Annotated in this window: 21 protein-coding genes; 14 read left to right on the top strand and 7 right to left on the bottom strand. The window is 38.3% G+C overall.

Going from position 1 to position 23,084, the window contains the following annotated elements:
• The first annotated feature begins 10 nt into the window (after nucleotides 1-10).
• Nucleotides 11-2,296, top strand: a complete 2,286-nt coding sequence (gene hypF / locus ACYQ03_RS14335) for a carbamoyltransferase HypF (RefSeq protein ID WP_459910602.1) — start codon at nucleotides 11-13, stop codon at nucleotides 2,294-2,296.
• A gap of 74 nt (nucleotides 2,297-2,370) precedes the next feature.
• Nucleotides 2,371-3,207, top strand: a complete 837-nt coding sequence (locus tag ACYQ03_RS14330; RefSeq protein WP_459910601.1) for an MBL fold metallo-hydrolase — start codon at nucleotides 2,371-2,373, stop codon at nucleotides 3,205-3,207.
• Here ACYQ03_RS14330 and ACYQ03_RS14325 read toward each other — a convergent pair.
• Nucleotides 3,204-3,470 (bottom strand): GIY-YIG nuclease family protein, encoded by a 267-nt coding sequence (locus tag ACYQ03_RS14325; protein ID WP_459910600.1) that lies wholly within the window; start codon nucleotides 3,468-3,470, stop codon nucleotides 3,204-3,206. The genes ACYQ03_RS14330 and ACYQ03_RS14325 overlap by 4 nt on opposite strands.
• 114 nt (nucleotides 3,471-3,584) lie before the next feature.
• Nucleotides 3,585-3,755, bottom strand: a complete 171-nt coding sequence (locus tag ACYQ03_RS14320; RefSeq protein WP_459910599.1) for a hypothetical protein — start codon at nucleotides 3,753-3,755, stop codon at nucleotides 3,585-3,587.
• A gap of 379 nt (nucleotides 3,756-4,134) precedes the next feature.
• Between ACYQ03_RS14320 and ACYQ03_RS14315 the strand changes: the two genes are divergently transcribed.
• Together ACYQ03_RS14315 and ACYQ03_RS14310 are read left to right on the top strand one after the other, a co-directional pair.
• Nucleotides 4,135-5,748 carry an NAD(P)/FAD-dependent oxidoreductase gene (locus ACYQ03_RS14315; protein WP_459910598.1) on the top strand — a complete coding sequence of 538 codons (1,614 nt, stop codon included), beginning with the start codon at nucleotides 4,135-4,137 and terminating at the stop codon, nucleotides 5,746-5,748.
• The gene (locus tag ACYQ03_RS14310) at nucleotides 5,741-6,982 is read left to right on the top strand and encodes a BaiN/RdsA family NAD(P)/FAD-dependent oxidoreductase (RefSeq protein ID WP_459910597.1); all 1,242 of its coding nucleotides are present in this window, start codon (nucleotides 5,741-5,743) and stop codon (nucleotides 6,980-6,982) included. The genes ACYQ03_RS14315 and ACYQ03_RS14310 overlap by 8 nt, the downstream gene beginning before the upstream one ends.
• 4 nt (nucleotides 6,983-6,986) lie before the next feature.
• Here ACYQ03_RS14310 and ACYQ03_RS14305 read toward each other — a convergent pair whose 3' ends face one another.
• On the bottom strand, nucleotides 6,987-7,445 hold the full coding sequence (locus ACYQ03_RS14305; RefSeq protein WP_459910596.1) for a hypothetical protein: 459 nt from the start codon (nucleotides 7,443-7,445) through the stop codon (nucleotides 6,987-6,989).
• Between the two features lie 176 nt (nucleotides 7,446-7,621).
• Here ACYQ03_RS14305 and ACYQ03_RS14300 point away from each other — a divergent pair, with 176 nt between their 5' ends.
• The 3 genes from ACYQ03_RS14300 (at nucleotide 7,622) to ACYQ03_RS14290 (ending at nucleotide 10,711) form a co-directional block, all read left to right on the top strand.
• Nucleotides 7,622-8,767, top strand: a complete 1,146-nt coding sequence (locus ACYQ03_RS14300) for an FUSC family protein (protein WP_459910595.1) — start codon at nucleotides 7,622-7,624, stop codon at nucleotides 8,765-8,767.
• 56 nt (nucleotides 8,768-8,823) lie between these two features.
• On the top strand, nucleotides 8,824-9,219 hold the full coding sequence (locus ACYQ03_RS14295; RefSeq protein ID WP_459910594.1) for a hypothetical protein: 396 nt from the start codon (nucleotides 8,824-8,826) through the stop codon (nucleotides 9,217-9,219).
• 211 nt (nucleotides 9,220-9,430) lie between these two features.
• Nucleotides 9,431-10,711, top strand: a complete 1,281-nt coding sequence (locus tag ACYQ03_RS14290) for a [Fe-Fe] hydrogenase large subunit C-terminal domain-containing protein (protein WP_459910593.1) — start codon at nucleotides 9,431-9,433, stop codon at nucleotides 10,709-10,711.
• 256 nt (nucleotides 10,712-10,967) lie between these two features.
• Here ACYQ03_RS14290 and ACYQ03_RS14285 read toward each other — a convergent pair whose 3' ends face one another.
• Nucleotides 10,968-11,210 (bottom strand): hypothetical protein, encoded by a 243-nt coding sequence (locus ACYQ03_RS14285; RefSeq protein WP_459910592.1) that lies wholly within the window; start codon nucleotides 11,208-11,210, stop codon nucleotides 10,968-10,970.
• Between the two features lie 186 nt (nucleotides 11,211-11,396).
• Between ACYQ03_RS14285 and ACYQ03_RS14280 the strand changes: the two genes are divergently transcribed.
• On the top strand, nucleotides 11,397-12,203 hold the full coding sequence (locus tag ACYQ03_RS14280; protein WP_459910591.1) for a YkgJ family cysteine cluster protein: 807 nt from the start codon (nucleotides 11,397-11,399) through the stop codon (nucleotides 12,201-12,203).
• Between the two features lie 54 nt (nucleotides 12,204-12,257).
• Here the strand turns inward: ACYQ03_RS14280 and ACYQ03_RS14275 are convergent, their stop codons facing one another.
• A complete protein-coding gene (locus tag ACYQ03_RS14275) occupies nucleotides 12,258-13,172 on the bottom strand; it encodes a LysR substrate-binding domain-containing protein (protein ID WP_459910590.1) in 915 nt (304 codons plus the stop codon).
• 204 nt (nucleotides 13,173-13,376) lie between these two features.
• On the opposite strand from ACYQ03_RS14275, the gene ACYQ03_RS14270 reads away from it, so the two are divergent.
• The 3 genes from ACYQ03_RS14270 to ACYQ03_RS14260 all read left to right on the top strand — a co-directional run bounded on the left by ACYQ03_RS14270 (nucleotide 13,377) and on the right by ACYQ03_RS14260 (nucleotide 16,891).
• A complete protein-coding gene (locus tag ACYQ03_RS14270) occupies nucleotides 13,377-14,024 on the top strand; it encodes an O-methyltransferase (RefSeq protein ID WP_459910589.1) in 648 nt (215 codons plus the stop codon).
• 296 nt (nucleotides 14,025-14,320) lie between these two features.
• Nucleotides 14,321-15,229, top strand: a complete 909-nt coding sequence (locus tag ACYQ03_RS14265; protein ID WP_459910588.1) for a respiratory nitrate reductase subunit gamma — start codon at nucleotides 14,321-14,323, stop codon at nucleotides 15,227-15,229.
• Between the two features lie 33 nt (nucleotides 15,230-15,262).
• Complete coding sequence (locus tag ACYQ03_RS14260) at nucleotides 15,263-16,891, top strand: (Fe-S)-binding protein (RefSeq protein ID WP_459910587.1); 1,629 nt, start codon at nucleotides 15,263-15,265, stop codon at nucleotides 16,889-16,891.
• A 42-nt stretch (nucleotides 16,892-16,933) separates the two neighbouring features.
• On the opposite strand, the gene ACYQ03_RS14255 is transcribed toward ACYQ03_RS14260, so the two are convergent.
• Both ACYQ03_RS14255 and uppS read right to left on the bottom strand, forming a co-directional pair.
• The gene (locus ACYQ03_RS14255; RefSeq protein WP_459910586.1) at nucleotides 16,934-18,124 is read right to left on the bottom strand and encodes a DUF4365 domain-containing protein; all 1,191 of its coding nucleotides are present in this window, start codon (nucleotides 18,122-18,124) and stop codon (nucleotides 16,934-16,936) included.
• A gap of 149 nt (nucleotides 18,125-18,273) precedes the next feature.
• Nucleotides 18,274-18,933: a polyprenyl diphosphate synthase gene (uppS, locus tag ACYQ03_RS14250; protein WP_459910585.1), complete on the bottom strand. Its 660-nt coding sequence runs from the start codon at nucleotides 18,931-18,933 to the stop codon at nucleotides 18,274-18,276.
• A gap of 291 nt (nucleotides 18,934-19,224) precedes the next feature.
• On the opposite strand from uppS, the gene ACYQ03_RS14245 reads away from it, so the two are divergent.
• From ACYQ03_RS14245 to glgB, 3 genes are all read left to right on the top strand, one after another.
• On the top strand, nucleotides 19,225-20,721 hold the full coding sequence (locus ACYQ03_RS14245) for a putative sulfate exporter family transporter (RefSeq protein ID WP_459910584.1): 1,497 nt from the start codon (nucleotides 19,225-19,227) through the stop codon (nucleotides 20,719-20,721).
• A gap of 30 nt (nucleotides 20,722-20,751) precedes the next feature.
• On the top strand, nucleotides 20,752-20,928 hold the full coding sequence (locus ACYQ03_RS14240) for a hypothetical protein (protein ID WP_459910583.1): 177 nt from the start codon (nucleotides 20,752-20,754) through the stop codon (nucleotides 20,926-20,928).
• Nucleotides 20,929-21,172: 244 nt separating this feature from the next.
• A complete protein-coding gene (gene glgB, locus ACYQ03_RS14235) occupies nucleotides 21,173-23,059 on the top strand; it encodes a 1,4-alpha-glucan branching protein GlgB (protein WP_459910582.1) in 1,887 nt (628 codons plus the stop codon).
• Nucleotides 23,060-23,084: the final 25 nt, after the last annotated feature.

Here is a 23,084-nt window from a genome sequence, read left to right as displayed (position 1 = left end):
AGGTGATTTTGTGCACCAGTTACAAAGGTACAAAATAAGAGTTAGCGGCATTGTCCAAGGTGTTGGTTTTAGGCCCTTCGTGTATAGACTTGCAACCAAGTACGGTTTGTCAGGAACGGTTAATAACGATAAGATTGGTGTAGTTATAGAGGTAGAGGGGGAACTTAAAGAAATAGATAGATTCTTAAATGATTTAAAAATGAACCCTCCATTTCTAGCCAGGATTGAAAATATAACAAAAGAAACCTTAGCACCTAGGTATGATCATGAATTTATTATAAATAAAAGTCAGACAGGAAAAACTGAAAAATTAATGGTACCACCGGATATGGCAACCTGTAAGGATTGTATGCATGAAATCTTAAACCCCGATGACCGTCATTATCGGTATGCCTTTACTAATTGTACAAACTGTGGTCCTAGGTTTACAATCTTGTTCAAACAACCCTATGATCGTAAAGTAACCTCCATGAAAGTTTTTCCTATGTGTTACCATTGTTCTAAGGAATATGCTAATCCCTTGGATCGTCGTTTTCATGCCCAACCGGTGGCTTGTCCAAACTGCGGGCCGCAAATGAAATTGGTTGATAGCTTTGGTAATGCTGTTGAAGGTGATTGGCTGGAGGTTTCCTGCGAGTTACTTAGACTAGGTAATATCCTAGCTATTAAAGGCTTAGGAGGCTTTCATCTTGCCTGCAATGCTCAAAATGAAAAAGCAATTAGGGAACTGCGCCTGCGTAAAAATAGACCAGCTAAACCCTTTGCTGTTATGTGCAGGGACCTTGAAACTATAAAGAAATATTGTTATGTTAGTGAACAGGAAGCAAAGATATTAACATCGCCATCAGCACCTATCGTACTCCTAAGAAAAAAAGATAAAGTTCTGCCATATTCTTTGGCCCCTGGGCTTACTAACCTTGGATGTATGTTGCCCTATACCCCCTTACATTATCTTTTACTACAAAATGGACCTGCACTACTGGTGATGACCAGTGGCAATAGTTCTAATTTACCTCAAGTTATTGATAACCAGTTTGCTTTTGAAGAACTAATCGATATAGCAGATTTTTTTCTCTTCCATGATCGGGAAATTCTTAACCGCTGCGATGATTCCGTAATCCAAGTAGTGAATAAAAAAATTCAGTTTATACGACGTTCTCGTGGTTATGTACCTAGTCCCATTAATTTGTCTATGAACACAAAACGCACAGTTCTAGCTATGGGTGGAGAAAAGAAGAACACCTTTTGTTTACTTCACCAAGGAAAGGCCTACCTTAGTCCACACATTGGGGATATCAGCACGTTGGAGGGTATGGAAAACCTTAAAATAGCTATTAAAAAATACTGTGATTTATTAGATGTTAAACCGCAAGTTGTTGCGATAGACATTCATCCTAACTATCATTCATCTAGTATAGGTAAAGATATCGTCAGGGATATGGGCCTAGACCAATATATAAAAATCCAACACCACCATGCTCATCTGGCCTCTTGTCTTGCAGAAAACAACATCAATGAAGAAGTGATAGGCATTATACTGGACGGCACTGGTTATGGTGCTGACGGTCATCTCTGGGGATTTGAAGTTTTAAGAGGGAGTTATCTTGATTTTAACAGGGAATATTATCTAGATTATGTACCCTTACCCGGTGGGGAACAAGCTATTAGTAATCCCTGGTTAACAGCCAGTGCTTATTTGATAACCTTTCTAGGTGAGAAAGGGGCTAAAATAGCAATGGGTCTTTTTCCGAACTACCAGGTGGAGATAGAAATGGCAAAGCAGATGCTTGATAAGGGTTTTAATGTTCCCCTATCCTCCAGTTGCGGGCGGATATTTGATGCTGTGGCTGCCCTTACGGGAGTCTGCTACAAGAATACCTACGAGGGGGAAGCAGCGGTAAGGCTTGGTAATATGATGTCTAAGGAGACCTACTATGATTTAGAGTCCTACCCATATTACAATCACGGGAAAGTAATAGATCCTACCCTGGTTTTGGAACAAGTTATTAGAGATGTTACAGCTAAGGTTCCAAGAAGAGTGATTGTGAGAAGATTTCATCATACTATAATAGATATTGTAATAAATTCAGCTCTAAAAGTAAGAGAGCAAGCTGGACTTTCAACAGTCGCCCTCAGCGGAGGCTCTTGGCAAAACCATTATTTATTAACTCTAACCTATCAATTACTTCAAGAAAGAGGCTTTAAGGTGTTAACGCAGAATCAAGTTCCTCCCAATGATGGGGGGATATCCTTGGGGCAGGCCATAATTGCTTCCTTAGGGAAGCAAATACGGTAACTAATTTTTTTTTACTGCTACGAATACAGAATGTATTTCTGCTTTTGTTCTATTCATACAAGCGAGGTGTTATTATGGAAAAAGAGTTAAGAGTTACAGTTGTATCCGAAAATTCCGCAAACAAAAAGAATTTAATGGCAGAACACGGATTATCACTATTGGTAGAGACCTCTGACTATTCATTACTTTTTGATACAGGACAAGGTCTTACCATTGAATCTAATGTACGAGCATTGCAAATGGATCTTAGACAAATAAATGCCATAGCCTTGAGTCATGGTCACTATGATCATACAGGTGGAATTAAAAGGGCATTGGCCTTAAGTGGATCTAAACCCGTGTACGCTCACCCTGGTATCTTTGATGAAAAGTTTTCCAGAAACAAAGAGGGTGAGTATCATGGAGTAGGTATTCCTTTTAACAAAGATGAATTAGAAAAGGCTGGAGCTCAGTTTCATCTAGAAACGGAACCGATCTTTTTAAGCAGCAATATTATCCTATCTGGTCAGATTCCCAGGGTTACTGATTTTGAGGTGGCAAATCCTCACTTTTCAATAAAAAAAGGGGGGGAATATATTCATGACCCCTTACTGGATGATCAAGCACTTTTTGTAAAGACTTCCAAGGGGATTGTTGTCATAGTTGGCTGTAGTCACTCTGGTATCGTTAATATATTACGTTATGCCAGGCAAGTAATCGGCGAGGAGGATATTTATGCTGTGGTGGGTGGCACACATTTAATTGAAGCAAATGAAGAAAGGCTACTACAAACCATTGAGGTATTAAAAGAGATGAAAGTAGAAAAGTTAGCAGTCTCCCATTGTACTGGTTTTCATGCTCAAATGAAACTAAAAGAAGTATGGAAAGATGGTTTTATCTTAAACAATGTCGGTCATAGTATTAATATTTAGATATTATTTTCTTCTGCATGTTTGATTAACAGTATTTTTTGGGGACGGCTTAATTTTTTAATTTCATTCTCCCTTGAAAGAGCCTTACCTTTAGTGTAGACACCTTCTACATAGGCCAATTGCACTGGTAACCGACAACGGGTATATTTACTGGCTTTTCCATGCCCATGTCTTATTAATCTCTTGTATAAATCGTTGGTTATTCCGGTGTATAAAGTATCATCAGAACATTTTAATATATAAACCACATAGCAATCCAACATTTGTACCCTCTTCTTTTCATGTGTTATCTATTTATTATAGTTAAGGAAACAAAGAAAAGGTAGTATTTAGATAGTAAACGGGCTGTAGCGTATTAATAGCTACAGCCCGTAGTGTTATTCTTTATCTTTAATAAGTTCTTCTAATCTGGGACAAGCGCCTTTACATTTGCGGTAGTAATTATAGCAGGTGAAGAATAACCAACCAACTTGTTTCTCTTTGTTCTCATAATCCATTTTAGGTTCAATAGTAACGACTTCATTTACTTTTGTGCAGAATTTTTCCAAGACTATCTCCTCCCTATTAAATAACTAACTATATATGAATTATATTCCAAATTTACCTATAAAACAACCATGAGTCACGAAAGGTTTTGGTTTAGAAAATAAATAGATATTCATGAAGATCAAAGGTAAATATATGCTTTGAGGTTACGATTTAATATCAACCTCGCAGATATAATTTAATTAGCAAACGGAGGTCGATAGCCCTAAAGGGTACTTGAGATGAGCTTTAAAGAATGGCTTTTGCCCAAGCATATCTAAAAATACTGCCTAAAATGCAGGAACAAGGCATTTATTCAAGAAAATATTAACTAGGAGGAATTGGATTTTAGGTTTTCGTGTAAAATTATGGTAGTATGCCACGGGAGGAAGGAAGAGCATCATGATAAGAGTTTCCGGTATAAAGTTGGCCTTGGATCAAGATGAAGCTGATATTAAAAAAGGGTTATTGTCAAAACTCAGAATCAAGGAAAAAGATTTGATTGATTATAGTATTTTTAAACGTTCCGTAGATGCAAGAAAAAAAGATCAGATCTTTTTTATTTATACCGTGGATGCAGTGATTGCCCATGAAGATAAAATCTTAAAGAAATTTGCAGAGGACAAAGATGTAACTTCCTCTCCCAATCTGGAATATGAATATGCCAGTCCTGGCGTAATTCCCTTGAAAAATAGACCAGTTATTATTGGTACTGGCCCTGCGGGTTTGTTTGCTGGATTAATCTTAGCTGTTATGGGTTATAGGCCTTTGTTACTGGAAAGGGGAGCAGATGTTGATACAAGAACCGAGGCAGTAAAATTCTTTTGGAAAACAGGCAAATTGGACACTGAATGCAATGTTCAATTTGGAGAAGGCGGGGCAGGAACTTTTTCCGATGGCAAGCTAACAACCCTAATCCGTGATCTTCGCTGTCGTAAAGTTTTGGAAGAAATGGTTTCAGCTGGAGCTCCAGCTGAGATACTATATTCTCACAAGCCCCATGTGGGAACCGATATTCTAAGGAATGTGGTTAAAAATGTTCGCCATCGAATCATTAGTCTGGGCGGGGAAGTATGTTTTAATGCTAAAATAACAGATATAAAAATAGAACGAGGTATGGTAACTGGAGTAGTGGTGAATGGTGAAGAATCCATCGATACAGAAGTAGTTATGTTAGCCATTGGCCATAGTGCCCGAGATACCTTTAAAATGCTATATGACAAGGGTATTAAGATTACACCAAAATCTTTTTCAATAGGTGTTAGGATTGAGCATCCTCAAGAATTAATTAACCGGGCGCAATATAAGAAGTTTGCCCATCATTCAAAGTTAGGTGCTGCCGAATATAAATTATCCTATCACTCATCCAGTGGACGTTCGGCATACACCTTTTGTATGTGCCCCGGGGGTGTTGTTGTGGCTGCTGCATCCGAAGAGGGTGGCGTTGTGACTAACGGTATGAGTGAACATGCCCGTAGTGCTGATAATGCCAATAGTGCGTTATTAGTGGGAGTTACACCTGCGGATTTCAGTAGTGGCCATCCCTTGGCTGGTGTAGAGTTTCAACGTCAATGGGAAAGAAAGGCCTTTGAGTTAGCTGGAGGAAATTATCATGCACCAGCTCAATTAGTGGGAGATTTTCTAGCAGATAGACCTTCACAAAATATTCGTCGGGTTGAACCTTCATACCCTAGAGGTGTAACCTTGGCGGAGCTTAAGCACTGCCTGCCAACCTATGTGGTGGAAACTTTAAAGGAAGCTATCGTAGAATTTGATAAAAAATTAAGGGGCTTTGCCTTACCTGAAGCAATACTTACCGGTGTAGAAACTCGAAGTTCTTCACCAGTTCGAATCGAGCGTGACGATCAGAGGCAATCTAACATAATTGGGCTTTACCCGGCAGGTGAAGGGGCTGGATATGCGGGGGGAATTGTTTCGGCTGCAGTTGATGGTATCCGTGTGGCTGAGGCTATTATTGAAAAGTATAAGCCCCTAGGAGATGGGACCTATGTCTAAAGTAAAAAATGAAATAATAGTTATTGGTGGGGGAGCCGCCGGCTTATTTGCAGCCATTGTGGCTGGGAGATCTGGTGCTCATGTTACAATTTTGGAAAGAAATCAAAGGGTTGGTAAAAAAATTTTAGCAACTGGCAATGGTAGATGCAATTTAACCAATATGGATATGAATCCTCAGCATTTTCATGGTTCTTCACCCAAATTTGCTTTGGCTGCTTTACATCGTTTTGATAATTACCGAACCATCGAATTTTTTGAGCAATTGGGTATATCCCATAAAGTAGAAGATAGGGGAAAGGTCTTTCCTTTTTCTAATCAAGCCTCCAGTGTACTAGATGTATTAAGGCATGAATTGGAACACTTAGGGGTAGAAATCGTAGTAGATGCAGAGGTTAAGGAAATAAAAAAAGTTAAAAATGGCTTCGACATTACCATAAAAAATGGACAAAGGTATTTTGCCCCTAAAATAATCTTAGCCACAGGAGGAAAAGCTGCTCCTAATTTGGGCTCTACTGGAAGTGGTTATCAGTTAGCGGAAAAATTGGGGCATAGGTTTATTGAAACTTATCCAGCCCTAGTACAACTGAAGCTGGCTGAACCATTTTTAAAACAGATTAAAGGCATTAAATTCGACGGGGTAGCAGAAATTATTGTAGATAAAAAAGTACAAGCTAAGGCCCAGGGAGAAATTCTCTTTACAGAGTATGGCATATCGGGGCCACCTATTTTTGACCTTAGTCGTACTGCAGCCCAAGGCCTACATAAAAATAAGCGGGTGTTGCTTAGGATAAGTCTAATAACCCATCTCTCCAGGGAGGATTTGGCTCAATATATTAAGAAACGTTTTTCGGACAATCCTACCAAAAATCTATCCTTTAGTTTTGTCGGTTTTATTAATAAACAACTTATACCTGTGTTATTAAAACAAGCCGGTATCGGGGATATCAACAAAAAAGTAGCTGAGGTTACGTCGGCTGAACGAGATAAAATCATTGATATTTTACTAGACTGGCAATTTGAAGTTATCGGGACCAATACCTGGACTGCAGCCCAGGTAACGGCCGGAGGTGTTGATGTGCGGGATATTAATCCCCAAACAATGGAATCAAAGATTGTTTCAGGCTTATATTTTGCTGGAGAAATAATGGATATAGATGGTGACTGTGGTGGATATAACTTACAATGGGCCTGGTCCTCTGGTTACGTAGCGGGAAAAAGTGCTGCATTAGCATAGGTTCTCAGTCTTCCTCCTCTACAGTCCATTCTTCGGGCCAGTTCATAATCTTACTAATTTTGTGTGAGTTGCCATTGATGAAGCGAGTGGCGAAACGGTCAGCATCCTGTTCGGATTTTTCATCGTTGTTGGTTAAAAAATCACGCACATATTGAAATCTGTGTCTTAGCTCGTGAACAAGGGCGTGCAGGGAATAGAGTTGTTTACTCTGTAGGTCATCACCATCATCGGTTTGTACAAAGATAAAAATGGTAGCAGTGTCAGAGGCTTGATCATAGGTCCCTTCCAGATCACCCCTGAATTCTTCCATGGAAAAATTCAGGCAGCGGGGAAAAAATTTAATAATGTCTAGTCTGGTTTCATAGACCACCAAGGTTTTAGGTTGGTAGTCTCTACCCAACAATTTCACCAATTGCTCTATTTGTTCATTGGTGATGATATTCTGGTTATTTATTATTTTCATTGGGTCACCTACTTTTTCTTATACTATACCCGAGTCTCATTTTTTGCACCAGCTAATTTAATCTGGCCTGAGCTAAGACCCCTAAAGCAAAACATTAACAAAAAGCCCAAGGCCCATGGCTCATGGAGTGCATGGCCCAAGGCACTCTACTAAGAATGTTAATAGAGAGAGGTTCAATGCCAAAATTAAGTTTATTAAAATTGAGAATGCCCTTTGGGGCTAGAATGATTAAAACTGCCCTTGCAGTGATGATATCATTTTATTTAGCCAGTATATTTGAGTTGAATGCCGTCGTGGCTGCAGTAACAGCAATTATTAATGTGCAGCCTACTTTAAGCAGATCTCTAAAAAATGCCTTAGAACAGATTATTGTTCATATTGTTGGCTTAGTTATAGGTTTGACCATAGGGTTCCTTTGGGCCCCTGGTCCCTTGGCCATGGGTGTTGCTACACCACTGGTTATTTGGTCTGCCTTAAAATTAGGATATGGGGAAGCTGCAATGGCACTTGTGCCAATGGTCATTATATTGAGTTCACCAGAAGAAGCCTTTTTATCCGAGGCCCTTTATAGAAGCCTGGTCATATTTATAGGTTTAGGTGTAGGAATGGCTGTTAATGGATTGATTGCACCACCACATTACCGAGACCGGTTACTGACAAGTTTGCAAAAACTTAATAGGGTAACGGTCGATTTTTTCGGTGATATGACCAAAGATTTTCTCATACCTCAATTACAGCCCATTGAAGATTACGAAGAAAAACGTCAAGAAGTTAAAACACTATTAAAAGAATGCCGCTTGTATCTAGAGTTATGGCGAGAGCAATTGGGCCAGAACAGAACTCCTTTTCCCTGGCAGGATCAGTTACTTGAACGGTATATTGATTTTAATTCTAACCTTTACCACAAAAGTAAAGATATTTATGAAAATACCAGTGAACGTATAGCATGGCGAGAACACATGGGAAACCCAGCCATTTCGCCGGAATTTGAGGCGATCCTAGCTATGCTGCAGCATGGCCTAGGGGATTTTTTGCGTTTAAATGAGCAATTAAGAGGGGCTATTTTTGAAGGTAAGCCTGCTCAAAACTATCCTGTGGATGATCAGTTTTGGCAAGAAATGAGTGATTATGTAGATATGTGGCACGAGAAATTAACGGGGGCCTATTATATGCATGCTTTGCTTTTTTTAGCAGTGGTTGCTAATAACTTGAAGTACGGGAACCGTTCGGCCAAGGAATTTTTAAACATTATCCACCAGAACCAGGGTATTAAAAGTAACGATAAAAGGAAGAAGTTTGTTTCAAGTATGTCCAAAATATAATTGGGTATCAAACCATATGCTATAATGGAAAAATCATGAAGCCTGGGGGTGAAGAAATGAGTACTTTGGTAGAAGACATCCAGAAAAAAAGAAGAATATTTACCCTGCTTTTTGTTACCTTTACAGCAATTTATGGCCTTATTTCATGGCAAGGAGAGACTAGATTAACGGATCAGCAGTTTCAGTATGTTATCTTAGGCTGGAGAATATCCTTAGCAGCTCTCTCCCTATGGTTTGGCTATGCCATAGGGATTAATAAACAAACCACATGGTTTGTCAGTTTATTAGCTATTTTGCCCATTGTATCCTGGATTGGAGTTCTTTACCTACTGTTTAAAAGTGGATCCCTGTTATTGCAAGCTAAGAAGGAAATCCAAAGGGGTGGTAAAGCCCAGGTAGCTGCAAAGGGACAAAAGTCAAAGGAAGGGAAGAGTAGGAAAACAAAAAGGTGATTAATCGCCTTGGGCTTTATCTGTATTTGTTTTGCTTTGGGTCTTAGCTCATGACTCACGGCACAGGGCTCATTGCCGATTAAGCAAAGAATAAAAACTGATGTTAGCACCCCTACTTTGGTAGATAAATTTAACCACTAGAGATTATGTTTTATTCATAGTCTCTTAGTATTATGGGCAAAATAGGTAAAACATTAACTTGGAGGACAACGTGACAAATTTAACCTATGATGATATATTTAAAAATCTTGTCAAGTCAGCCTATGACGGAGATTTAGAGCAAGAAATTGAAAAAATTAAAAATCAAGGAGGTAACCATGCCGAGGCATACATTCAATATGCCACTGGGGGTGGGGATCCTGATAAGGTTGTATTTAAGGTAAAGGACTGTGACATGAATTGTGGTTGTAATGATCAAGGCTGTCAAGTTTCCTGCCTGATGAATGCCATTGATCGTGATGAGAAAGGTAACGTAGTTATTAGGACTGGTGATTGTAATGACTGCGGAGACTGTGTGAATCTCTGTGAGCATGACTGCTTGGTGGATAAAAAAGAATTCATCCCTCTGGTGGAGGTATTAAAGGACCGAAAAGTTCCGGTATATGCCATTATTGCCCCTGCCTTTATCGGCCAATTCGGATCTGAGGTTACACCGGGAAAAATGAGAGCAGCTTTAAAAAGACTAGGTTTTTACGGCATGGTGGAAGTGGCTCTTTTTGCTGATATATTAACCTTCCGGGAGGCTTTAGAATTTGATGCCCACGTACGTAAAGAGGGTGATTTTGTTCTTACCAGTATGTGTTGTCCCATGTGGGTTTCAATGGTGAAAAAAGTATATAAACAATTGGCTCCCCACATAACTCCCTCAGTATCACCTATGGTAGCCTGTGGCAGAGGTGTTAAAAAAATGCACCCCGATGCCAAGGTAGTATTTATTGGCCCCTGTATAGCTAAAAAGGCTGAGGCAAAGGAACCAGACGTAAAGGATGCAGTGGATGTAGTAATCACCTTTAAAGAACTAAAACAGATTTTTGAAGCAGTGGGTATTAACCCTGCTGAGGTAGAAGAGGATGAAAAAGAACACTCTTCCACAGGTGGCAGGATCTATGCACGCACTGGAGGAGTAAGTAAGGCTGTTGCTGATACTCTAAAAAGGATAAGACCGGATAAACCGATTCAGATAAAAGCTGTTCAAGCTCACGGGGTAAAAGAATGCCGTAAAATGCTGCAAGATGCCCTAGAAGGAAAATTAATAGCTAACTTCTATGAGGGAATGGGTTGTATAGGAGGATGTGTTGGAGGACCCCACGTATTAATTGACCCGGCACAGGGAACTAAATTGGTAAATGACTATGGAGAGGAGGCAAATAGCCTCACACCGGCAGATAATAAATATGTTTTGACTTTGTTAAAAAGCTTGGGCTTTGATGAGATAGAGGATTTGTTTGATGAAGAAAAAGCTAAAATTTTTAGCAGAACCTTTAATATATAAGGTTTAATCTTTAGTCATCAGCCTTAAGCTTTAGGGTAGCCCTGGGAGAGGCAGTGTGACATGAGCCTGGGGCTTTATTTACATGTTCTGCCGAGGAGTCTTTAGCTCATGGCCGGTTAATAGGAAAATAAAAAGGAAGTGTCGCAAAACTACTTTTAGTAGCTAACGACACTTCTTTTTTTACACTCAAATTTACAGAATACGTAAGGGCCAGATGTAGGGAAAGATAATTATTAAGTAACTGTCCTCTGATAATTTAGGCCTGCTTTTCTTTTAAGTATGTTAAAATTTTACAAAACTGCATATTAACTAACTCTTCAACTGGTACACCAGTTTCTTCTGAACGTCTTTCTATTACATGGAGTTGATTACGTAAGAATTCATAGATAATATACTCTGCCACATCTTCTGGAGTGGTACCTTTAAGTGTGGCATACTCTTCTAACATCTTTATTGTTTCTTCTGACAGATTAAGTTGTAACTCTTTGTTTTCTTCCATTTGCTGCACCCTCCATTGTTTGGTTTGTTATTAGATAGTTATTCTATGCACAATCCCCAGTCCCTGCTAAGTAATTGAAATAAATAATTTGCCATCACCTGTAATGCAGCAAAATAAAAAATTTCACAAGGATATCTAAGGATTTAGTCGAATTATCTTTATATATAGAAGGAAGGGAGTTAGCTTATGTCTTACAGCTATAAACAGGAACTAATGGAGCAGTTGGAAAAGGGATCACTGCCAGAAATGAAACTAAAGGATTGCTTCACCTTTGAGTGCAAGGACCAGTGTATGGGTAGATGCTGCAATTCTATAACCATCCTTTTAGATCCTTGGGATGTTGAGATTATGGCTCGACACCTAGGTATGTCGGGTCAGAATTTTTTGACAGAATACTGTAAATATGATTTCAGTCATCAGCTAAAGTGGTCCTATGTTAGACTCAAGCATGCCGAAGATGGCCCCTGTATTTTTATGCTGGAAGACGGAAAATGTAAGATATATCCAGTGCGATCAAGGAATTGTAGAACTTATCCCATTGGCAGAGCAGTGCGTTTTGAACAGGATAACACAAAAACAGAACGAATCTTTATAGTTGAAAAAATGGATTTTTGTCTAGGGCATAAATCAGAAAAAAAGTGGACTGTTGAAGAGTGGTTTGCAGATGCCCAGTGCGAAAAATTTTATCAATTATCTGATATGTATTTAGAAGTTATCAATTATGCGGCCAGTCAACTAAACAGTCAGGATTGGATGAATGAAAATATTGCAAGAATGATGTTACCTTTACTATATGGACCGGACGTACTCAGGGTAAAACTAGGTATTTCAGAAGAAACAGTGAGTCATGAAGAATTCTACCGTCGTAGAATGAAAGCAATGAAAGTTGTTTTAACGGATATTGCGGCGGGTTTTGGCTTTGGACCTAAGGCTGGAGAAGTATTTTCAGGTAGTTTAATGGAGCGAATGAAGGGAATTTTGCTGACTGGATAGAAGGGAAAATATTATGGGCGTACCGTGGGGTACGCCCATAATATTTCAAGCCCTTTACGAATTACTAAACATTTTTTTTGTTTCCTCAGTAGTAATAAAGTCTAGGAAGGTCTCTACTATGGATGACAAAGGTTTCTTCTTGTTTACAATAATAGAAAAATTCCGAAAAATGTTTACGTTTGCAATTCGACAAGTCTTTACAGTTTTTAATTGTATTTCTTTGCTAACTGCTAATCCTGACAATATAGTAGCACCTAATCCAGCTTCCACTGCGCCTATAACAGCCTGTGTATTCCCTAGCTCCATAACCATATTTAGGTTGTTAGGATCCAGTCCAGCTTTTTTTAAAGTAACTTCCATTACAACACGTGTGCCCGAGCCTTTTTCCCTTAGTACAAAGGGAAGAGTCGCTACTTCTTTCAAAGTAAGGTTCTTTTTCACTGTAAGAGGGTGATTAGAGGGTAAAACAACCAAAAGTTCGTCTTTCATGAAGGGCTTGGAAATAATGTTTTCATGGGTTACGGGACCTTCTATAAGTCCCAAATCTAATTTGTTTTCCAAAATATGATCAACAATGTGTTGTGTGTTGGTAACCTCTAGGTGTATAGTAACTTCCGGGTAATCATGACTAAACATACCCATGATTTTAGGTAAAACATTTTCAGCAATGGTATGACTAGCACCAAGATTTAAATTTCCATTTAATTCTCCAATTAAGTCATGAATATGTTGTTCAGAGCGCTCAACTAGATCAAGTATTTGATTTACGTATTTAAGTAATACTTCCCCAAATCGAGTTAATTTTAGTTTTTTACTAGACCGATCAAATAATTTTGCACCGTAATGCTGTTCTAAAAGATAAATATTATGATTGATGGTGGGTTGTGATAATTCCAGTAACTTACTGACTTTAGTTATGTTTAATGTCTCGGCAAGGGTTTTAAAAACCTTAAAATGGGACAAGTTCATGGTATCACCTACTGTCTTAGCCTAACTAGGCTTAATATCCCCTAATTATATTATTAATAACAGTAAAGTGTCTGCCGGATTGCTGACAAAAACTATTAGCTTTTGCATTAGTTGTTAAGAGGTCTGACTACTATGTGGAATGACTCAAAAGACTCAAAAGAACCGTCCCCTTGAGTCAGGTAGGTAAATAAGGAGGAGTTTAATATGGATTATCTGATACATGAAGAAGTTCAAAATTATATTCGATCACTATTGCCAGAGAAAGATAAGATATTTCATGAAATGGAAGAAGAAGCTAAGGAGAAAATAGTTCCTATTGTTGAGCCTGAGATGGGTCAACTTTTATACTGGTTGGCATTTACCAAAAAGAGTAAAAGAGTATTAGAGGTAGGGACGGCAATAGGTTACTCGACCCTTTGGTTAGCAAAGGCGGTGCTACCCTTGGGAGGGAAAATAACAACCATGGAGATCAATGGACCAAGGGCAGAATCAGCCAATAAATATTTTAAAAAGGCTGGGGTAGAAGGACAAATTAAACTGGTATTTGGGGATGCCAGAGAGATGCTTTTTACATTAAAGGGGCCCTATGATTTTATTTTTTTAGATGCTGCAAAAGGAAAATATATAGAGTTTTTGGATAAATGTATTGAGCTGTTAGAACCGGGTGGTTTGTTGGTAGCGGAAGATATTTTTATGCGGGGTATGGTTATTTCTGGGGAAATAGATAAAAGGAGGAATAAAACTGCAGTTTCCCGTCTTAGAACATTCCTGGAATTGGTATCGGGTCATCAACAATTGGAAACAATTATCTTACCCGTAGGGGATGGTGTGGCTATCAGTACAAAAAAGTAACAAATCAGAAATTAAGTTCGTATAGGAAATTTCCCTAGGTCCATGGTATAATTATCTCATCATTAGACGTAAATCAACAAAATATGTAAAATAGTCTGCTTATTGATTATTGCTAACAGCAGTAAGTTGTTCTATAATACTATTGATTTGTCGAAAAAAGTAAAAAATCAAGGGTTTTTGTATCTTTCCTCTTTGTATTATATCTGGTTGTCAAACTTGAGCGGTTGTGTAATGTTAACCAGTTAAATAGTTAGGAAAGGTGCTAAAAAATTAAATCATCAAGGAGGTATGTTCACTTGTTGCTAACGGTATTTGCTTATTTTTCAATTTTGGCATTCATCGGTTTATCTTTGTACAAGGCTTACCAGTTTGCCAAGATGCCCATGCATGGTCGCTGGGAACTTTACCCTGTGCCTAAAGAACCAGGTGAAAAAGGTCATTATGGAGGTTCATACTACGAGGATTTAGAGTATTGGAATAAACCCAGGGAAGTTTCTCATAGCGGTGAACTCATAGACATGTTAAAAGAAATGCTGTTTATTAAGAACTTGTTTATTAACCAAAAACGCCAATGGTGGTTATCTTATGCCTTGCATTTAGGTATTTATCTTTTAGGTTTATGGACCGTGTTGCTAGCTATTGGTGCTATTATGAATATGTCTGGTGTACCAATAACTACTTCTGAAGGAGTAAGCACCAATGTACTCGCTTCCCTTATTTACTATGTAACCTTAGTTGCTGGCGCTGTGGGTGCAATTTTATTAGCCTTTGGTTCCTTAAGCTTATTTTTGAAGCGAATTGTCAATAATACCTTTGCTAAGTACACCACACCTCAAGAATATTTCAACTTGTTTTTCTTATTTGCCGTTGTAGCTTCCGGTTTAGTTGTTTGGATTGGTGACCCTGGCTTTAATTATGGTCGGCAAATTTTTGAAGCAATGTTCACATTCAAGCCTATCCAAGCCGATACTGCTTTAACTGTTCATATTTTATTATTGGGTGCTGTAATGATTTACATCCCCCAAACCAAAATGAGTCACTATGTGGGCAAATACTTTGCTTTCCACAAAGTTCTCTGGGATAATGAACCGAACCTCAGAAACTCTCAAATGGAAAACGTTGTTAAAGAGGCCATTAGTTATAAACCCAAAGCCTCCTGGTCCGCACCTCATATCAACCCTGCAGCTAAGCAGGACAAGAAGTAAGTTAAACATACAAAGATAGGAGGTAAATAATAAATGGGCGATATCAGACCCCAGGATATGGGTAAGCAGACTGGTCAGTTAGCTAAACTTGAAAATCTCATGCCCTTACCGGCACCCTATGACAAGCCTGGTATGGAGCCTCAATTTAAGGAAATTAAAGATAATTGGAAAGAAGATTATTGTACCACTTTAGACGGCTTTGTGGGCAATGAGACATTAGTTAGACCAAAGACCAAGGAAGAAGAAGAAGCATTAGTTAAAGGTTTCTTAAATGGCTTAGAAAAGCTATTTTCTAATGAAACCAACAGAAACTATTTACAGCCGTTCTTATTATCCTTTGAGTATTGCGCTAAGTGTAATACCTGTTCAGAGGCCTGTCATGTATTTAAGGCCAGTGGTGAACAAGAAGTTTATAGACCTATTTTCCGTTCTGAAGTTTTTCGCAAGATTGCCAAGAAGCATTTCCAAGGCAGCAGCTTCTGGAGTAAATTTAATGGTGGAGATATTGATATCAATGCCGAAACTATCCTACGACTGGGTGAATTAGCCTACCGATGCAACCTTTGTCGCCGTTGTGCCCAGACCTGTCCTTTAGGATTAGATAACGGTTTGTTGGCAAGGGAAATACGAAAAGTATTCAGTATGGAACTGGGAATCGCACCAAAACCCTTACATGAAAAAGGGTCCATGTTGCAACTGAAAACTGGTTCCAGTACAGGTATTACAAGGGAAGCCTTCCTAGATATGATTGAATTTCTAGAAGATGACCTTTATGAAAGAACTGGCAAAAAATACAAAATCCCTGTTGATAAAAAGGGTGCAGATATTCTTTTAACACATAATGCCGGTGAATATATGGCTTGGCCTGAGAACCCAGCTGCCTTTGTTATTCTTTTTGAAGAAGCTGGTTTGGATTGGACCCTAAGCAGTGATATGATTGGGTATGACAACGTAAACTATGGTCTATTTTATGATGATGCTCAGTCAAGAAAAATTGGTCTGGCTCAGGTAAAGGCAGGTAAGGATTTAGGTGTACGCAGAATTGTTATCGGTGAATGTGGACATGCCCACAAGGCTGCCATGGTATCTATCGACCGTGCCATGGTAGGTGCTGATAACATACCCAGAGAGAGCTTCTTGCCCTTGCTGCAAGATTTAGTAAAAAAAGGTGTATACAAGCTCGATCCTGCCCGGAACGACTTCCCAGTAACTATGCATGATCCTTGTAACGTTGCTCGGATGATGGGGATTATTCAGCCCCAGCGTGATATTATCAATGCTGTATGCCCGCAATTTAGGGAAATGTACCCTCATGGTGCCAAGAACTTCTGCTGTGGTGGTGGAAGTGGCTTTGCTATCATGAAGTCCTTTAACTTCCCTGAATTTAGAAATAAAGTGTCAAGTCGCATGAAGTTTAAGCAGATTCTTGAAGCATTCCAAGGTGTAATGGAAGATGATGCTCCTAAGTATGTTTGTGCACCTTGTTCCAACTGTAAAGGTGCTATCCGTGATATTCTTGAGTATTATCAAGCCACTGCTAAATTCAATGTCCATTACGGCGGCTTAGTCGAGTTGGTTGTTAACGCTATGGTTCAATTCGATAGACCATTCTTAGAGTTCTTGGACGAAGAAGAGTGGATTGCCAAACACGTTAAAAAATAAACCCTTTTTTAAGCAATCTGGCTCTAGGGCTGGGTTGCTTTTTTATTGCAAAATATTTGTTGGAGATTCCATCAAGGAAGCCATCTCGTGGGACATTAATAATAAACTTTGGGCATAGTCCATCAATGGAGCAGTCATATCTTGTCCTAAATATCTCATTAAATAAGGAATAGTAAATAAATATGTATCTGCCAGTCTAATTATTAATAAGCTTGAGGCGATGATCTCACCTTCATTGATAGCAACTTTAATTATATTAGTTAGTTCCAGTAAGGCAGTAAAATACCGTTTGTGATCCTCGGGATGTACCGATAGAAGATTTGTTTTTGAAGTTAATGAGTCATAGGTGTTCATAAAGTGTAATAAGTAATCATAAAAAGCCATTTCGCCCAGGGCTGTATATCGAATTCTAGCAGATGACCTGAGTCCATATATGTCCAGTGCATTACTGATGCAGTAATAGGCTGTACGATTATCTTTTGGATCTAAAACCTTCATACTTTGGGCTTGCTCTAAACTTGATTGTATTATTTGATCAGCTTGTAAAACAAGTTCAGTCAAGGGATCTGTACTTTTACAGGAAGTACAAGATTGATTATTTTTTAAATGTTTATTACAGGATTGTCCCGAGATTAAGTGTGCTGCTTCTATCTCAAAAGCCCGTTTGATTTCATCAGGAGAATCAAGGAATTTTACAATGTGATTGTTAATATCATTATAAAAATAGTAAAACTTCTTTATGTATAACAGCTCAAACCCATAATAAACAGCTTTAATGAATTTGTCTCTTGAGCTGGATAATTCATGATCAACAGGAATATCGATTGTAATGTACTGTTGGGTACGCCAATGGGGATTATTTTCTTCCAATATGCCCTGGATATAATCTTGAAGCAGCAACCAAAATACAACATCCTTTTGTGGGTTAAGAGTTACTAAAAAAACAGGTTTATCAGCTTCATCCATAACCCATTTAAGATCTTTAGTGGCAAAGTTTAACCTAAGGGACGGCGAAGAAACAATCCTCAGTGAAAAATTGAAACCATTTATGCCATCTCCATTTGAGATTTCAATATCATAGTGCAAGTAGTTGTTTTCACTTTTATTAATAACCCAGGAAGCAGGAAAAGTCCTAAGCAGAATTTCATAGAGTCTTTGAGAAGAAGTACTATCTGCATTGGAGGAGGGAATGGGATTAGGGGTTTTTTCTAACCAATTGACTGAATCAAACATGTTTTTACCTCCTTAAATCCTAGGTTAAAAATTAGCATGAATGGGTAAAGACTATGTTTTTATTTCGCTTATATTAATGTTAGCATGTAATGGTATTAATTTCAATATTATTGTGAAAATAAATAAATCTTAATGTATTTTGATAGTTTCTATCCCCCTAGGGTAATATCTTGACTTTGATACCAATCTAGAGCATCAAAAAAATGTTGTGCTTGAAAATCTGGCCACATGTCATCCACTACAAAAAAATCCGCGTAAATTGATTGAACAGGTAGAAAACCACTTAATCTTCTCCTGCCACCCCAACGGATAATTAAATCTATTCTAGATATATCCTTAGAAGCAATTTTTTCCTGGAGCAAGGACGATTCTATGTCATTATTATTCATGGCATGACTTAAATCCCATTTCCAACCGTAATTAACCAGAAAGTTTATTTTGATGAGATCTCTGCCAAAGGTTTTGCGGCTGATATAGGGTAATAATTCTTTAGGGAACTGTGGTGACTTGTGGTTACCAATTACTAACAAGGAGGCATCACGATTGGCCAATATATTAACTGCATCCACACAGGCTTTTTGAAAAGCCTGTTTTTGTTGGGCAGGTCGCTTGGTATTATCAACTGTAAAACCATAAAATGTAATTTCTGGAACTCCTAATTCCATACAAAGTTCGTATAAAGCAAATCCGGGATTAATACCATGGTTGTACCCATCCTCCTTAGATAAACCTTGGTTTACAGCCCATCTTCTGTTGCCATCTGGAATGATACCGATATGTTTAGGGAGACGTTTGAATTTTGGAATCATATTACACCTCTATGTTTTGGCATATTATTTCGAGGTTAATATGGATGGTTTTCAGCTATTCTATACAAAAACTCAGGCAAATGTAGAGAAGACTTTGAAAGTTTTAATTTTAATTGTCATTTGCCTGTTAAAAAATTACAGAATTTTCCCAAATTGTGGTTGACTTTTCATTTAAAAAGGCATATTTATATGTTAGCTGCACCAAAACAGATGTAGTTACTTCAAAAAGAATGGTGGTGATTAGTTCGGTACAGTCTAGTTAATTGTTAAAAAGGGATTAGGAGGGATAGTATGATTCACACCGACACAAATGCTTCTGTCAGCGGGAAGGTGCCAATGTCAAAGAATGAAGACTGGTGGGCAGTCTGGTTGGGTTTGTTTATCTTTGCCCTAGGATTGGGGCCGATCTTTGGAGCTGACTTATTAGGTTGGGGTGTAAAATTTTCCACCTGGACAGATTTGTCAAAATCCTTCGGCCCAATGTCAAAGGCCTACAAAGAAACAATGTCTGGTCCTACTTCACTCTTCCTTACTTATCTGTTTATGCTGGTATTAACTACCATCGGTGCTAAAGTAATGGGTGCCAGTGTTAAAAGGTTTATCATTGGTTTTACCACTATATTTGTTATTACTATGCTTTGTATGGTTATTGGACAAAATGCTTATATTGCTGCGACCCCCGATAAACAAGAAAGTCTGGGAATCGGCTGGTCCTTGGGTCTAGGTGAAATGGGATTTATTATTGCCATGATAGTGGGATTAATCATTGGTAATTTCTTTCCCAGTACGGCCCGGTATTTAGAAGAGGCAGCCAAGCCTGAATGGTTCATTAAGACAGGTATTGTTATTTTAGGTGCAGCTATTGGTGTTAAGACGCTAGGTGCACTTGGCCTAGCCAGTACCGTAATTGTACGGGGTCTCTGTGCTGTGGTAGAAGCTTATTTAATTTATTGGCCTGTGGTATATTTTATATCTAGAAAATACTTTAAATTTACTCCTGAATGGGCGGCACCCCTTGCTTCAGGTATATCCATTTGTGGTGTATCTGCAGCCATTGCCACTGGTGGAGCAATCCGTTCTCGTCCCATTGTGCCTGTAATTCTTTCAGCGGTAATTATCGTTTTTGTAGCTGTAGAAATGTTAATATTACCTTGGTTTGGTCAAACCTTTTTATACGATGAGCCTATGGTTGCCGGGGCTTGGATGGGCTTAGCTGTAAAAAGTGATGGTGGTGCGGTGGCCAGTGGAGCTATTACTGACTCCTTGATACGAGCGAAGGCTTTAAAAGAAACTGGTGTTAATTACGAAGAAGGCTGGATGTTAATGGCAGCCACAACGACTAAGGTGTTTATTGATGTCTTCATCGGTGTTTGGGCCTTTATTTTGGCTATTATCTGGTCTGTGTTTAAACTTAACGAACGGGGTCAGGGGTCTTCTGGTACCAGGGGTAAAGTATCTGCGGCAGAGATTTGGGATCGCTTCCCCAAATTCGTTATAGGGTTTGTCTTTACCTTTGTTCTTCTTTTAATTTGGGGCTACAATGATCCAGCTATTATGGACGGAGCTAAGGCAGGAACAGATCAAGCTAACGGATTTAGAACACTATTCTTTGCTTTATGCTTTTTCTCCATTGGTCTAATTACCAATGTACGCAAACTCTGGGATGCTGGCATGGGACGCATTGTGGCGGTATATACCGTATGCTTGTTTGGTTTTATTCTCTGGGTAGGTTTAATTATCTCCTGGATTTTCTACCACGGTATCATGCCACCAATTGTTGGCGGTTAAACAACCGGGAAGTAAAAGGGAGGTATTTATATGGCAGAAGTTAAAATTAGGGATGTTAACCAACCTAAAATTACTACACAACAACTTGATTATGAGGATGAATGGTTTGAACTGCAACCCATTGAGAAAAAACTAATATCCTATTCCTTAATTCTTGGTTTAGGTCTGTTGGTTATCTTTATTTTTGTTTTCAAACCATTCCATTAGAATTTAGTTTGCCTAAATCTGGTTATTAATTAACTAAATATAACAAAATTATAAAAACCGCTGGTATTAACAGCGGTTTTTATAATTTTGTTATAAAAACATATTGAATTAATTGGTAATTAGTGGTACCTTGTCGCTAAATATAAAGATAATTTTGTTAAAAAAATATATGGTAAAAAAAGGAAATCAATTATTCGTATCGTATAGAATTTAATAATAAAACACTGACAAAAGGTGGGACAAAATGAATAATTTACCTGACGATTTAAATTTATATTTGTTTCATGAAGGGTCTCATATGAGAAGCTATCAGATACTCGGGGCACATATTTTGAAACAGGATGATATTGAAGGAGTAAGATTTGCCCTGTGGGCCCCCCATGCAGTGGAGGTTCGGGTTGTGGGCGATTTTAATAATTGGCAGGGCCATCTGCATAGAATGCATAGGGTAAAGGATAATCAAATTTGGGTTCTTTTTGTTCCTGGTTTACCACTAAATACTATATATAAATACGAAATATACACTGGTTATGGGGAAGTGTTATTAAAATCAGATCCCTATGCTTTTTTTTCTGAAGTAAGATCGGCTACAGCTTCTCAGGTGGTTAACTTAGCTCAGTATCAATGGGGAGACGCGGCATATCTAGAGGAAAAAAGCAAGCATATTTTGTTTGAAAGACCTGTAAACATTTATGAGGTTCATTTAGGTTCTTGGAAAAAATACGAGCAAGGTTTTTTAAATTATCGAGAATTAGCTGATCAATTAGTTGAATACATAGCTGAGACGGGGTATACGCATATTGAGCTTTTACCTATTATGGAATATCCCTTGGACCGTTCCTGGGGATATCAGCTTACGGGATATTTTTCTGTAAATAGTCGTCACGGCACACCCCAGGATTTTATGTATTTTGTAGACCAATGCCATCAAAAAGGAATTGGCGTTATTTTGGATTGGGTACCAGCCCACTTTTGTAAAGATCAACATGGACTAGGACGTTTTGATGGATTACCTCTTTACGAATCGGATAACCCGATACTGGCTGAAAATTGTCAGTGGGACACTTTGAATTTTGATTATGCAAAACCCGAAGTTAAGAGTTTTCTAATTTCCAGTGCAGTATTTTGGTTGGATGTTTATCATATCGATGGCCTTAGGGTGGATGCAGTGGCCTATATGCTTTATTTGGATTATGGCAAGCAACATGGGGATTGGATACCAAATAGATTTGGTGGTAAGGAAAATTTAGATGCCATTTCCTTTATGAAAAAATTAAATAAATTAATCTTTGAATATTATCCCAATACCTTAATGATTGCTGAAGAATCTACAGCTTGGCCGATGGTTACCAGGCCAACATTTTTGGGAGGTTTAGGTTATAACTACAAATGGAACATGGGATGGATGAATGACATACTTCGATACATGCAACTTGATCCGATTCATAGAAAATGGCATCATAATTTATTAACCTTTTCCTTTATGTATACCTTTTCGGAAAACTATATTTTACCCTTATCCCATGATGAGGTTGTACATGGAAAAAAATCTTTAATTAATCGTATGCCCGGTGATTATTGGCAGAAATTTGCTAACTTAAGGCTTCTCTTTGGTTATATGATGGCCCATCCTGGCAAAAAACATCTCTTTATGGGGGGCGAGTTTGCCCAGTTTATTGAATGGGACGACAATAAAAGTCTTGATTGGCACCTATTAAACTTTGATATGCATAAAAAAATGCAAAACTATGTCAAATCCCTTAATCATTTTTATCAAGGGGAAAAGGCTCTCTGGCAGTTAGATCATTGCGAAAGAGGTTTCCAATGGATTGACCCCCATGACTATACCCAAAGTGTAATTACTTTTATGCGATTGGCTAAAAACCCAGAGAATTTTTTGATAATTGTATGTAATTTTACACCAGTGGTTCGGGAAGATTATCGGATTGGTGTACCCTGCCTGGGAGAATACTATGAAGTATTTAACAGTGATTTGGAAATTTTCGGTGGTTCTGGACAAATAAACAGTCAATTAGTTGCAGAGGATACACCCTGGCATAATCAAAAATTTTCTTTACCTATTAAATTACCTCCCTTAGCGGTAGTTTATTTGAAGTATAAACGAGACTGAATATAGATTCTGTATAAGAAGGAGG

Source organism: Desulfotomaculum defluvii (assembly GCF_054657375.1).
This window is presented reverse-complemented; position numbering and strand designations above follow the sequence as displayed.

Excerpts from the sequence above, each read along its gene's own strand:
- ACYQ03_RS14330 (WP_459910601.1), top strand. The coding sequence starts at position 2,371 with ATGGAAAAAGAGTTAAGAGTTACAGTTGTATCCGAAAATTCCGCAAAC.
- ACYQ03_RS14325 (WP_459910600.1), bottom strand. The coding sequence starts at position 3,470 with ATGTTGGATTGCTATGTGGTTTATATATTAAAATGTTCTGATGATACT.
- ACYQ03_RS14315 (WP_459910598.1), top strand. The coding sequence starts at position 4,135 with ATGATAAGAGTTTCCGGTATAAAGTTGGCCTTGGATCAAGATGAAGCT.
- ACYQ03_RS14310 (WP_459910597.1), top strand. The coding sequence starts at position 5,741 with ATGTCTAAAGTAAAAAATGAAATAATAGTTATTGGTGGGGGAGCCGCC.
- ACYQ03_RS14305 (WP_459910596.1), bottom strand. The coding sequence starts at position 7,445 with ATGAAAATAATAAATAACCAGAATATCATCACCAATGAACAAATAGAG.
- ACYQ03_RS14300 (WP_459910595.1), top strand. The coding sequence starts at position 7,622 with ATGCCAAAATTAAGTTTATTAAAATTGAGAATGCCCTTTGGGGCTAGA.
- ACYQ03_RS14295 (WP_459910594.1), top strand. The coding sequence starts at position 8,824 with ATGAGTACTTTGGTAGAAGACATCCAGAAAAAAAGAAGAATATTTACC.
- ACYQ03_RS14285 (WP_459910592.1), bottom strand. The coding sequence starts at position 11,210 with ATGGAAGAAAACAAAGAGTTACAACTTAATCTGTCAGAAGAAACAATA.
- ACYQ03_RS14280 (WP_459910591.1), top strand. The coding sequence starts at position 11,397 with ATGTCTTACAGCTATAAACAGGAACTAATGGAGCAGTTGGAAAAGGGA.
- ACYQ03_RS14275 (WP_459910590.1), bottom strand. The coding sequence starts at position 13,172 with ATGAACTTGTCCCATTTTAAGGTTTTTAAAACCCTTGCCGAGACATTA.
- ACYQ03_RS14270 (WP_459910589.1), top strand. The coding sequence starts at position 13,377 with ATGGATTATCTGATACATGAAGAAGTTCAAAATTATATTCGATCACTA.
- ACYQ03_RS14260 (WP_459910587.1), top strand. The coding sequence starts at position 15,263 with ATGGGCGATATCAGACCCCAGGATATGGGTAAGCAGACTGGTCAGTTA.
- ACYQ03_RS14255 (WP_459910586.1), bottom strand. The coding sequence starts at position 18,124 with ATGTTTGATTCAGTCAATTGGTTAGAAAAAACCCCTAATCCCATTCCC.
- uppS (WP_459910585.1), bottom strand. The coding sequence starts at position 18,933 with ATGATTCCAAAATTCAAACGTCTCCCTAAACATATCGGTATCATTCCA.
- ACYQ03_RS14245 (WP_459910584.1), top strand. The coding sequence starts at position 19,225 with ATGATTCACACCGACACAAATGCTTCTGTCAGCGGGAAGGTGCCAATG.
- ACYQ03_RS14240 (WP_459910583.1), top strand. The coding sequence starts at position 20,752 with ATGGCAGAAGTTAAAATTAGGGATGTTAACCAACCTAAAATTACTACA.
- glgB (WP_459910582.1), top strand. The coding sequence starts at position 21,173 with ATGAATAATTTACCTGACGATTTAAATTTATATTTGTTTCATGAAGGG.